Raw genomic sequence first — 13843 nt, 5'->3', positions numbered from 1 at the left:
GTCAAAACAAAAGAACAAGAACGTCAGTCAAAACTCATAGACGATACTAAAGAATATCGAAAATAAAACTCGCGCAACATGAAACAAAATGTAAAATAAACTATATAAAAATGGCCAGCATGCTGTTGAGCACACCGGCCACTTTATTAGATTAGTAAACTTAATTACTTAGCTTGCAATGTAGCCTTTTGGCAAGTTTGACGCCAAATACCATTACCGTCATAATGCTCATCTTCAACAGGAGCACCGAGCTTTTCGAAGCCGCCGCGAGCGTAGTAATCTTTACGAAGATTGAACATAAGAACAAACTTCTTATCCTTACCATGCGTCCAAACGTCACCATTCTGGCAACGCTGACGCCACCAGCCGCCGCCCATGTTTTCCTCTTCGGCAACAGGAGCGCCAAGCCAAGCAGCACCACGATGCCCTTGGTAAGAGTCGCGTAACTCGAACTGAATCACGTACTTAATGTCTTTGCCGTGCGTCCAAACGTCACCGTTCTTGCATTGCTGACGCCACCAGCCAGCACCCATATTCTCCTCATCGGCAACAGGAGCACCAAGACGACCATAGCCGCCGTGCTTGTAGTAAGAGTCGCGCAATTCGTACTGAATCACGTACTTCTTATCTCGACCCTGTGTAAACACGTCGCCATGCTGGCAACGCTGACGCCACCAGCCGCCTCCCAAGTTTTCTTCGTCTGCAACAGGAGCACCAAGACGACCATAGCCGCCGTGCTTGTAGTAAGAGTCGCGCAATTCGTACTGAATCACGTACTTCTTATCTCGACCCTGTGTAAACACGTCGCCATGCTGGCAACGCTGACGCCACCAGCCGCCTCCCAAGTTTTCTTCGTCTGCAACAGGAGCACCAAGACGACCATAGCCGCCGTGCTTGTAGTAAGAGTCGCGCAATTCGTACTGAAGAATAAAGCTTTTATCTCCGTTGGTCCAAAGATCGCGGCGATTTGCTTTCTTACTTACTTTCCAGCCGTCTCCAACTTCTTGCGAAGAATTCGTGCTGGTGTTAGTAATCGTGTTACCAAACTCAGAAACACCATTGATTTCGCTGCCATCAGCCATGCCAAATGCGTTCAAATCAACGCGACCATCAATTCCGTCAACGCTGCCGTCGGAAGTGTACTGCCATCCGCGCAATGCTGTAGAAATAGGGAAGCCTACACGAGAACCGTAGCTAGCAACCCAGCTTGTACGCTCGTGAATATACTGAGAATTTAATGGTCCTCTCAAATAATTTGTATAAGAGTAAACGCCGAGCTTATGGTAACCTGCAGAAACTAACTGATTCCACCAGGAAGCAACAATATCCTGGTAAACATATGGGGATGTTGGTGGTTTATGACCACTCCAGTTCCACTTTTCCAAATCGTAATAAACAGGATACGTTAAATCTTGAGGACTTACTCCAGCACCCTGTAAAAGATTTACAATGTCGGCACCTTCAGCAGCACCATCTTCAGCTTTTTCAGCATAAGAATACATATAGATGCCGAATGGAATACCAAGACGCTTGCATTCGCTAATATTGCGCAAAGCTTGCTTGTCATAGCCATTATCCCAGCCATAGCTAATACGAATAATCGCACCATCTACTCCAGAAGCTTTTACAGCATCCCAATCAATTTCTTTTTGATGCTCAGAAACGTCAATAACCGCCTTAGCGTTATTGACAAACACATCATCATTTCCATCGATAAAAGCCGTAGTGCCATCAGCATCGCTCCAATGCGCACCATACTCATTATCAATAAACGAGCTTTGATACACAGTGCCAGAATGTGATTGAATAATAGGCTTAACAACACCTTTGATATGCACATTAGCACGCACATTAGTATTCACATGTTCAATCGATGAAGATTTTTGCGGCGCAACGACATTCATAGTGAAAGCAGTAGCAGCCGACACTAATCCAGCTAATACACGTACGATAATCTGTCCCACGAGTCCTCCAGACATGTTTTTTACGTGTTTCTCCGCTACTACCATAGCAATAGCACCCTAATAACAAGCATAAATTCAATAGAAATGTGAAAATAATATGCAAAAATGTGCGATTTTTACAAAAACTGAAATAAATAAACCATTAAAAAGAAAATTGCAAAACGTAAAGTAAAAATAAAAATGGAGCGGACGACGGGAATCGGACCCGCGTAATCAGTTTGGAAGACTGAGACTCTACCATTGAGCTACGTCCGCAATTACGCACCATACTTGCACGAAATATTCACGCACAAATATCGACTCGTTCAAGTATACAGATGCTTGTGACATCGACACAAGTGCACAAAACATATTTTTCTTATATTGTATCTTTTCTTATAAGACTTCAAGCATTACAACAGCTGATGCGAAAGCTGAATTATCGTCTAATAATCCGTCATGACTAAGCGAAATATGCCAACGAATATTATCTATATGCTCGCTACTATCTACGCACTCGTTGTGCGCACTGAAAAGCGATTTTACAAGTTGCGAATGCACATCTGCGCTGAGAATAACGCGCGGGCAACCATGGGAATCGTTAAGAATCTCAATACTCGCCCATGGCATGTTATCCAGAGTATATGGATAAGGGTTATTTATTGTGCATAACGCCTCGGACCACGCTTTAACCACAGCTTCTTTGCCAGCCCAACGTGCTGCAATATGTAAAGCTTTCTCATCATTCTTCACTTGCGCACGAAGATCACATTGTCGAAGCTCTCGCACAGAAAACAGCGCACGCCAACCATTGCCATCCTGCATCTGCTGAGCAAACTGCGCAACGTTTACCAAGTCGTGCCCTATTCCTGCAATCATACACACCTACTTTTAGCATGCATACCTACTTTTAGAATGCGCACATGTTTTACACGCACCTACTTTTATGCGCACCTACTTTTAAATTGCATACTATTATTACTATATAAGCATATTTCGTTAGGTAAAAAGTAAAGGCGGATGCACAACACCCGCCTTTACAAGTAAATTTTTAATTATTACTAAAGAACTTATTATTACAAAATTACTTTATGCGAATTTAATAATTATAAGAACGAGAATAGCTGCTCTGCAAATCATTCACACCGTTAACAAAGGCATCAATCTTGCTGACCACAGTAATTTGAATATAAGCAGCAATAATAATAGTTATAATTCCAAGAACCAATCCTGCAACAGCCATACCGTGACCACGCTTGGCACCTGGAACACCAGCCTTGGTGTTACGCATTGCAAGAACAGCAAAAATAACAGACAGAATACCCAAAACCCACCAAATAATAGTGAATACAGGTACCCAAGCAAATATGGTACCAATAATTCCAAGAACTAATGATGCAACAGCCAAGCCTGAAACAGGAGCCTGCTGAATATACATTGGTTGCTGACCATATGGCTGCTGAGGCTGCTGAGGCTGCTGAGCATAAGGCTGCTGAGCGTATGGCTGCTGTTGAGCAGGCTGAGCATACGGTTGCTGAGGTTGCTGAGCATAAGACTGCTGAGGCTGCTGAGCGTATGGCTGCTGTTGGACTGGCTGAGTGTAAGTCTGTTGGACTGGCTGAGCTTGAGGAACCGGCTGAGCTTGCGGAACCTGCTGGTTATTTTCGTCCATTTTCCCTCCATCTGCAAAAGCAATACAAGTAATACAATTCCATGTAGCTCATAAAGCTTTCCAAATAATTTCGATTGTCAAACGATAAGACAAACAATGCGATTATACAACATATGTAAGCCATGCAACACATACAACATTAATTAATTAATTAAGCGTCAACACATAACATATTTTGACATTTTTATGCTCTACGCAAAAATACTATATAAAATCTTGTATAAAATATATTTAAATCAACAATCACTTACGTGATTCTTTACTGCAGTAGCAAACGCCGAAAAAATCACCGGCAAATGTTTTCCAAAACTACAAAAACGACAGCAAACGCCAGAAAATTACGCACGCTACGACCTGCTTAAGCATGTGCGTGAGAAACGCTACGAGTGCGATTAATTCATATGCGAATAAATTACTATAAAACGATAAAATTTTAGATAATTTTAAATAATCCGTCGTTATGACAATATTTTATACATAGAGCACCCCCCCCCCCGGCAGAAAATTTTAAAGTTGTTATATATCTAACAATAAAAAAATTATATAAACTTTAATAAAATACTGTATAATATTATGAATTATGTGTATGCGCATAAATATTTATGCCAGTATTCGTTATGAAAAAATAACGAATAAGTATAGAAAAAATGGACATAAGTTTAGAATAAAACGCACTCATAGAAGTAAAAGTTAAAACCAAAACAAGGGGAATACTATGGCAAATAACACTCGCAAAAAGCTCTCTAGCAAAAAAGCTACGAGCGCATTTGCAAACACATGCGCATATTACGCAGCAAAAACGAACGCAACTTCCGCGTCTGCTACCATGCGCAAGGTGTCATTGAGCACACTTGCCACAGTTCTTACTGCCGCCACTTGCTTAGGCGGTCAGCCAATCCTCGTATCCTCTAATATTCTTCTTCCTCCAACTACGGCAGCTTTTGCGCAAGAAGTGCGTAGCGCAGACACTACTACTCCTTGGTTGCACACGCCAAATATTCTTGAGTTCCAGAGGTATCGCTTTGCTAACAGCAATGGAAACACTGGTTCAACAGCCGATTTAGGCGAATACGATAACACCACTAAGAAATCGGATATGTACGCACATCTTGAAAAGAACGGAAGCGACCAATACCTAGTCTTCGATGTGTTCTTTAACAACGATGGTAAATCTATGGTCACCCATTCTACACAACACCAATATATGTGGCAGATTCCTTATGCAATTGCAGATTTAAAAGGTGACGGTTCTTACAAAGGTGACACATTAAGCGATGTTTCCTTTGATTTCTATAAACGCAATCAAACTAATCCACAGATGACAAACGCTGTTCTTTCACGCGACATCAGATTGTTCGAAAAAGATAATAATAAATCATTTGTCACTGGTTTCTTAGGAAAGGATAATGATCACAATGGTTCTATCTATTTGTATACCTTAGGTATACGTATGGGAGCTAGCAACAGACAAGATTTGAATGCTACTTTCCACAACAATGCAGGCGACGGCGTCATTAGCAATGCTACAACACTGAAAGGTGTTTACAGTAAGTACAGTTATGGCATTGGTTTAAGAACCACAAACGTCAACTACGCAGTACACATGCATTGCAAAGTAAAATTACGTCAAGGAGTCACTCTTGAGGACATTCAAGATGCTTATACATTAGCAAATACGAGTAGTTATGGAACTACTACTAACTCCGCATATACATTTATTTCTGGTCGCGAGCGCTGGAGTGAACCAAATCTTAAGCGCACAAAAAGCGATAAAATCCCTCCAAAGCTGTATTTGAACGGCAAGGAGATTGGCGATTCAAACAACAGCATAACCGTATATCAGGGAGATATTCCTACAATCACTTTCGGCACATCAGATGACAGCGGAAAGGTTAATAGCTTCTCAGTTAACGGTCTTCCTAACGGTAAGGGCGATGTCACTGAAAACAGTAATGGCATGGAAGCAACTGAAGCTAAGCATCACAACCATGTTGTTAATAGAGTTAAGTTTGAATATAAGAACGGCAACACGCCAGCAAATACTGACTACACGGTTACTGTCTCTGCAACCGACGCTTCTGGAAACAAAGTAGAAAAGAAAGTTACAGTACATCTTAAAAATCTGAACCAGAAGTATCCTTCGCCAACCGCTACCCCAATTACTGTTGATTGGGGGCATACGCTTACCGAAGATGATTTAAAACCTCACGTTACTGGCATTAAGGGCGGCGGTAAGCTTGTTTTTAACGACTTCCCACAAACCAACATTCCAAAAGAATACTTTAATGGAAAAGATACTCTCCAAAACAATGCATCTGCAAAAGTTGTATACTCTGATAATTCGTATCATGTTGTTACAATTCCTGTAAACATTAGGAAACCACTCGCTTTGCAACATAAGAGCGAGCTGAAAGATCACGAAGTTAAAGTAAATGTTGGCGACACTCTTACTAAAACAGGAAACAAGGTTGACGCTAAGAAATATCTTGGCTTAACAGATAACGAAGTTAAAAATAAGAAAATCAAGAGCGCAGAGTGGGTTAATGGCGAACCTTCCACAGATGTTGCCGGAAAGAGAACTTACACTGCTAAAGTCACGTTTAATGACGACAGTACTGCGGAAGAAAAGGTTACTTTTACAGTTAAGCCTAAGAAACCTACAATTGAGACTGATTTGACTGGTGTTGCAGGCGTAAAGGGCAAGGAAGTTGTAGTTGATGCTGGTCCTGGCACAGCTGGAAGCACTGTAACGCTTAAAGATAGCAAGGGCAATCAAATTGGAACTGGAAAAGTTGGCAACGATGGCAAAGTTACGATTACAGTTGCTAACGGCATTCCTGAAGGAAATGTTACTGCAGTAACTACTACTGCAGATTCCGTAAGCTCTGAAGAAAGCGACGCTAAAAACGCTAGTAAAGACAATACTGCTCCAACACTTACTGGTCCTAATAGCGTTACAGTAAAAGTTGGCGAAGATCTTAAGATTAATCTTATTGCAAAAGATGATGTAAAGATTGAGTCTATTGACACAGCAACAGCAACTACAGCATTTTCTGGAACTGATTTCAATAAAATTATTGCTAACATGTCTCGTGCAAAAACTGCCTACACGAAGAATACTAATACAGAAAAAGAGTTTACGTACAGCTTCTCCGGCTTTAAGCCTGAAGAAGTTGGCACTTATACTCTTACGTTCTCCGCAACTGATGCTGCTGGTAACAAAGTAGAAAAAACTGTGGCTGTAAAAGTGGAGAAAAAAGAAGACATTAAGTCAAAGAATATTACTGTTGACTTAGGTCACCAGCTAGACGACAAAGATGCAAAGAAAGCTATTGCCAATAGTCGCAAGCTTCCAAAAGGGACTACGTTTGCTTGGGCAAAGAATGGCAAACCGGACACTTCCACTGTTGGCAAAGAAAAGTCTGGAACAGTTATTGTAACTATTCCTACTAACGACCCAAAGAATCCGCGCGTTGAAACTGTTGACGTTAAAGTAACTGTTAAGGATAGCGAAAGTCCTAAAGTTGCGATTCAGCAAAAGGGCAAAGGTGGCACATATAACACCATTAACGGCACATACCCTGATGGGCCAAAACACGCACAAGTATTCACTATCACTACGTACCGCGGCGATAAGAACGATATTAAGATTACTTCAACAGACAACAGCGGCAACGTTACAACTTTGACGTTGAAGCCATCTGTTCCAGGCGAAACAACTGGCACAACTACCGGAGATGGCACAACTGCAAAACCTAAGACTTTGACTCTTAACAATATAACGCCAATTAACACTAAGCCTGACACGTATACGCGTACCTTAATGGCGGTGGATCCTTCGGGCAATACTACTGAAGTTACGGTGAAGTTTATTGTTAAAACACAGTCCGAGAAATATGGTGACGTTAAAAACAATCCTGTAACGTACAACATGAGCGACGGCACAAAGCATCCGGATCCTAAGAGCGGAGTCGATCCAAAGTCACTAGAAAAACTACCTAGCGACGCTACCTACTCTTGGATTAAGGAGCCTGATTGGAATAAGCCTGGCGAACAAACAGAAGCTAAAGTTCGCATAACTTTTGCAGACGGCTCAACTAAAGACGTTACTACAACTGTTACCGTTAAGGACAATATTGCGCCTGTTATTAACACACCTAGCACCAATAAGGCAAAGAGAGCAGATACCGATAAAACACCTGAATACTACCAGTTCAAGGTGCATAAGGGCAAGCAGTTCAGCATTGATATCAACGCTTATGACAACAGCGGAAAGATTAAGAGTGCGGAATTTGGTTCGGCTTTGCCTAAGGAAATAACTGGCAGCAAGATTAGTATCACTGATAAAGATAAGAATTCTGCGGAAAAGCCTGCAAAAATTACTATTACAGGTACTGCTAATCGCGCTAATAATACGAATCCTGATGCAAACAAGTGGTCTCGTGATCTTGTTGTTAAAGACGAAGCTGGCAATACGTCCAAGATAAAGGTTCAGATTTCCGTATACACGGATGCTGAAGAGCACAATGCCACTGCCAAGCAAGTCGATAATCCTAAGGATAACAACGCAATTACCAACGCGATTACCATAACAAAATATGACAATCCAAATACGCCAATCAAAAAAGACGGCATAACATTTGATGTTGGCAATATTCCTACTAAGAATGGAAATTACACTATTCCTGTAACAATTCATTACCCAGATAAGTCAACAGAAAAAGTGGAAGTTCCTGTAAAAATTCAGAAAGATTCAAACGATTTTGAGCCTGAAGGCAAAACAATTGAAGTGTCTTGGCACTCTAGTGCGGAAGAATTGAAGAAAAAGGTTACATCCTTTGGTGACAACAACGGTCTTAAGTGGAAAAGTACAACAAAACCCGACGATAAAAATAAGCCAACGGTAACTATCGTAAACAACAGTTCCGTTCCAAGCACCGATAAACCTGGCGAGAGCCAAGTACAAGTTAAGGTTACGTATTCGGATGGATCTAGTGACGTTGCAACAGTAACTGTTAAGGTGCTGAATCCACAAAGCGAAACTTATACGCCAGAAGGTCAAACAATTAACATTGACTACAATAAGACGCCGAATACAGGTATATTCAGCAAGATTACTGGTATTGGCACTGGTAAGGGTATTAAATTAAAGAAGAACGGCGAAACAACCGACCTTACAAGGCTTCCAGAAGGTGCAAGTATTGCTATTGACGACAAGGCTAAGACTGTTCCAGATGGCACTCAGTCTGGCACGTTTGATATTCCTGTAACAATTACGTATAAAGATGGTTCTAAGGATCATGCAACGGTAAAGGTTACTGTAGGAAAGCCTCAGAGCGAAACTCACACGCCAAAGGTTGACAGCGGAATCACTAAAAAGTATGGAGAAAGTGGTCCTTCTGACACTGACATCATTGCTAAAGTCACTGTTCCAAACCAACCAACTGGTACAACAATTACAGTTGATAAAAGTCAAACACCTATCAACACTAAGACTCCTGGAACCGTAAACATTAAGGTTACTGTTAAGTATCCTGACGGTTCTGAGGATCATGTGGAAGTTCCTGTAACAGTTGAACAACCAGATAACGTGACTCATAAGGCTTCTGCAACTCCTATAGAGTTGAAGCGCAATAAAGACAATACAAATAAGCCAAGTGAAGATGAAATCAAGAACCACGTCAGTACTGGTGTCGATAAAACTAAGAAGCAGCCAACTATTACTGTAGCTAAGGATAAGATTCCAAACACAGACAAGACTGGTACAACTAATGTTCCTGTAACTATTAAGTATGAAGACGGCACTACCACAACCGTACAGGTTCCTGTTATTGTAACAAATACAAACGCAGACGAATATACTCCGAACGTTGACCCTGTGGAAGAGCCGTATGGCAGTAACGAAGAGACAATTAAGAAAGCGATTACTAATGCAGTAAACGTTACAGATTGGCCAGAAAAATCCGATAATAAGCCAAAATATGAAATTGTTACAGGCGAGACAATCCCAAGCGGCACAAAGCCTGGCACTTATCACGTTAAGGTTAAGGTCACGTACCCAGATAAAACAACTGATGAAGTTACTGTTGATGTGACTATTAAGAATAAGCAGTCGGATACTTTCGAGCCAACAGCAAAGCCTGTTGTTAAGCCGTTTGGCAAGCAGGTTACATCTGATGATGTAACTAAGAATGTAACTGTTCCTCATTGGCCAGAAGCAGACAAGGATAAGTTAACGATTGAGTTGAACGATTCTAACAAAAAGCTTCCAGATGGTAAGACTCCTGGAAACTACCCTGTTGAAGTTAAAGTCACATACCCAGATGGCACGACTGACACTGTTGATGTTCCAGTAACTATTAGCAATAAGCAGTCTGAGCTTTACCCACCTAAGGCAGATAATCTTGAAAAAGAGAATGGTCAAAAGCCTTCGGATAAAGAAATTATCGACAAAGTAAGCGTTCCTACTTGGCCAGCAGGCGAAAAAAATAAGCTAACTTACTCTATTGCTGATGGCGATAAGGATAAGATTCCTGCTGGAGATAAGGCTGGCAAGTTTGAAGTGCCTGTAACAATTACGTATCCGGATGGATCAAAAACCGTGATCAACGTGCCTGTAATTATTAAGGCTCCAACTGCTACACCGCAAGTTGTGACTGTGCCAAAGGATGCGGAACCTAAGCCAGAAGACATGATTTCCAATAAGGATAAGTTCCCTGATGGAACCACCTTCGAGTGGAATAAAGACAGCAAGCCAGACACCAAGACAGCTGGAAACAAGCAAGGCACTGTTGTTGTAACAGTTCCAGATCAGCCTTCTCAAGAAGTGCCAGTGACTGTAAACGTTGTTGACCCAACTGCATCTGAAGTCAACGTGCTACAAAAAGGCAAGTTGCCAGAAGCTGAAGATGTTATTAAGGATTCTAGCAATAATAGTAAATTCCCTGATGGCACTCAGTTCGAGTGGAGTAAGGAAGATACACCGGACACTAACAATACTGGCAAAAAGAACAGCAAGATTATTGTTACCCTCCCAGGTCAATCCCCTGTAGAGGTGCCTGTAACGGTTAATGTTTTGCCAACGCCAGAAGCGAATATTGTGAACATTCCACAAAATGGAACAGATTTCCCAATCGCAAGTGATGTTATTAAGGATTCTACCGATAAGAATAAGTTCCCTAAGGGCACTAAGTTCGAGTGGAAAACTAAGCCAGATACTAAACAGTCTGGCAACAACAAGAAAGGCACAATAACCGTCACTGTTCCAGGTGTAAATGGAAAGCCTGGAACTTCTGCTGATGTAGAAGTTACTGTGAACGTAACTCCTGAGCCTAAGGCAAAGGACACCTCCGTTATTCAGAACAGCGATCCTGATCCTAAGAACAGCATTGAGAACAAGGATAAGTTCCCAGACGGAACTACCTTTACTTGGGGTACAGGCAAAGACGGAAAGTCTGGCAAGCCAGACACATCTACAACTGGCGAAAAAACAGTAAACGTTGTGGTAACTGTTCCAGGACAAAAGCCTCAAGAAGTGCCTGTAACAATTACTGTTACAGCATCTCCTGAAGGAAAAGACGTAACCGTGCTGCAAAAGACTGACGGCAAGGATACCACTCCTCAGCCAAAGGATGTTATTAATAATCTACCTAAGGATGCTAATATTTCTTGGAAGAAGAAGCCTGATACGTCAAAGACTGGCAACCAGCCAGGAATTGTGACTGTTAAGGTGGATGGCGAGCCAGATGTTGACATTCCAGTCAACGTGCTCGTTGTGCCAAATCCAAAAGGCAAGACGGTAAACGTGCAAAAAGACTCCGCTTTGCCGGATCCAAAAGACATGATTGCCAATAATGGTGACTTCCCTGAGAAAACCACATTTACTTGGGCAACTAGCGGTAAGCCATCAACGTCTAGTACTGGTGAGCAAACTGGAACTGTTGTTGTAAATATTCCGGATATTACAACTCCTGTGAATGTAACAGTAAAAGTAAACGTTGTGGATAAAGACAAGCCATTTATCAACGATGACAAAGCCGAGAACACACCAGATAAGCCTGATAAGACCACTATTACTGGTAAAACTCAGCCAGGAAACACAGTAACTGTCAAAGACAATGACGGTAATACTGTTGGTACTGGAGATGCCAACAAAGACGGAAACTTCACTATCGAAATCGATAAGAAGGATCCTGGTACAAAACTCGAGCTTGTTCCAAGCAAGGGTAATAACGAAGGCACTCCAGTAGAAGTAAAAGTTACTGCTAAGCCACAAAAGCCAAAGATTACGGTACCAACCGACGATCACAAGAACGGCGGAAACGTAACTGTAACACCGCCACACGGCGATGAAAACGTTGTCAAGATTGTGATTAACGACAAGCCAAATCCGCTTAACGGTCCAGAAAAGCCAGAACAGACAATTATTGTCAAGAAGGGTGATGACGGCACGTGGAAGATTGACGGAGACACTCCAGAAGGTGTAACTGTTGATCCGCAAACTGGCGTTGTTACGATTCCGGCAAAAGACTTGGAAGACGGTAGCACTATTACTGCAGTAGCTAAGAACAAGACGGATAAACCATCTGATCCTGCTACTGCTGTAACCGGCTTTAAGACTCCGCAGATTACCAAGCAAACGCTAAAAGACAATCCATATGATTCTACTAAACAAATCATCACTGGAAAGACGCTTCCAGGCGCGAAGGTAATTGTTACCGACGAAAAGGGCAAGGAAATAGGAAGTGGCGTTGCAGATAAAGATGGCAACTTCACTATTACTATCCCGAAGCAAAAGCCTGGTGCTATCGTCACCCTCACGCCAACCAATGGTAAGGGTGATGATGCAAAGACGGGCGATAGTGTAAATATTACTATCGGCGGAAATATTACTAAGCCAAAGATTGACACTCCAACCAATGGTGGCGCTAGCGTAACGCCGGATCTCACGGATACTCGTGTCAACAAGGTTGTAATTACCTACACGCCAGAAGGCAGTGAAACAACCGCAACGATTACCGTTGTTGCTGAAGGCGATAAGCATGAGTGGAAGATTGACGGCTCTGCACCTAACGGCGTGACTGTTGATCCGCAAACTGGCGTTGTTACGATTCCAGCAAACAAGATTAAGCACGGTAGCACTATTACTGCGCAATCAGAAGACAGTAGCGATAAGACTGGCAAGAGCAAGTCAGAAGTGGTAACTGCTAAAGTTGGCGAAAAGGAGAAGCCTGCACCAACTCCAACGCCTATCCCAACAGACAGGCCACTTGTGGTAACACCACAAGATGGTGCCGAGCAGGGCTCTGCAACTGTTACACCACCATCTGACGCTGATTCTATGGAGATTACATACACTCCTGAAGGAACTGGAGCGGCTGGTGAAATACCTGGAATCTCTATTCCTGGTTCCCCGTTGGTTCCAACACCAACACCAACACCTACCCCAACACCTACCCCAACACCTACCCCAACTCCAGCGCCTGATACCACTCCTTCTACACTCGTAACAATCAGAGTGAAGAAAGGAACGGACGGCAAGTGGACGTTTGACGGAAAAGCTCCAGAAGGCGTAACAGTTGATCCAACTACTGGTAAAGTAACGATTCCAGCGAATAAGATAAAAGACAATACCCAAATCACTGCGAAATCGAAGAAGGGTGAAACTACTTCTCCAGAAGTAACAGGCATAGCTGGAGCGAACCCAACAGGAAACCCAACGCCGTCTCCTTTGCCGTCTCCTTCACCGCTTCCTGATAAGCTTCCTGACGTTCTTCCTGAGCAACTTCCAGAAGAACCTACTGAGCAAAATCAAAGCGACAAGAAGGAACAAGAGCAAGATTCTAAGGACAATAAGCAGCAAACCCAAACTGCTAAAACTCAAGAATCTAATGAGAATAAGTCTGATTCAGACTCTGTAAAGCAAAATGCAAGCAACGCGAAGAACGTAGCAAATAACGCTCCGGCACGGCACTCATCCGGTAAGGTTACTACTTCAAATCTGAGTAACACTGGAGCCGCTATTGCTGCTGCAGGAGCTGTTGCAGCATTTGCAGTAGCAATAGGTGGAGCGATTGCTGTTATTGCTCGCAAAAGGAAGCGCAAGTAAGGCGTACATGCTGGGAAATAGTCAGCATAAACCACAAAACTAAATAAACCAAATAACTAAATAACTAAATGCTCTGTGGAAGAGAAAATTCGCAAATTGCGATAACTACTCAACCACAGA

General features: G+C 42.4%; 4 protein-coding genes and 1 tRNA gene. 1 reads left to right on the top strand and 4 read right to left on the bottom strand.

Features of this window, described 5'->3' with window-relative positions; translation table 11 throughout:
- Positions 1–164: 164 nt before the first annotated feature.
- From HXT43_RS00960 to HXT43_RS00945, 4 genes are all read right to left on the bottom strand, one after another.
- Positions 165–2009, bottom strand: a complete 1845-nt coding sequence (locus tag HXT43_RS00960) for a GH25 family lysozyme (protein ID WP_421781010.1) — start codon at positions 2007–2009, stop codon at positions 165–167.
- A gap of 136 nt (positions 2010–2145) precedes the next feature.
- Positions 2146–2219 (bottom strand) — tRNA-Gly (locus HXT43_RS00955).
- A gap of 120 nt (positions 2220–2339) precedes the next feature.
- On the bottom strand, positions 2340–2822 hold the full coding sequence (locus tag HXT43_RS00950) for a 4'-phosphopantetheinyl transferase superfamily protein (RefSeq protein ID WP_174191618.1): 483 nt from the start codon (positions 2820–2822) through the stop codon (positions 2340–2342).
- A gap of 220 nt (positions 2823–3042) precedes the next feature.
- Complete coding sequence (locus HXT43_RS00945; RefSeq protein WP_254597015.1) at positions 3043–3615, bottom strand: DUF4190 domain-containing protein; 573 nt, start codon at positions 3613–3615, stop codon at positions 3043–3045.
- A 715-nt stretch (positions 3616–4330) separates the two neighbouring features.
- On the opposite strand from HXT43_RS00945, the gene HXT43_RS00940 reads away from it, so the two are divergent.
- Positions 4331–13723: a Rib/alpha-like domain-containing protein gene (locus HXT43_RS00940; protein ID WP_415707079.1), complete on the top strand. Its 9393-nt coding sequence runs from the start codon at positions 4331–4333 to the stop codon at positions 13721–13723.
- Positions 13724–13843: the final 120 nt, after the last annotated feature.

Origin of the sequence: Gardnerella sp. DNF01195 (assembly GCF_049244175.1) — a bacterium.
Lineage (GTDB): Bacteria > Actinomycetota > Actinomycetes > Actinomycetales > Bifidobacteriaceae > Bifidobacterium > Bifidobacterium leopoldii.
This window is presented reverse-complemented; position numbering and strand designations above follow the sequence as displayed.

Coding starts and splice junctions, on each gene's coding strand:
- HXT43_RS00940 (WP_415707079.1), top strand. CDS start 4,331: ATGGCAAATAACACTCGCAAAAAGCTCTCTAGCAAAAAAGCTACGAGC.
- HXT43_RS00950 (WP_174191618.1), bottom strand. CDS start 2,822: ATGATTGCAGGAATAGGGCACGACTTGGTAAACGTTGCGCAGTTTGCT.
- HXT43_RS00960 (WP_421781010.1), bottom strand. CDS start 2,009: ATGGTAGTAGCGGAGAAACACGTAAAAAACATGTCTGGAGGACTCGTG.
- HXT43_RS00945 (WP_254597015.1), bottom strand. CDS start 3,615: ATGGACGAAAATAACCAGCAGGTTCCGCAAGCTCAGCCGGTTCCTCAA.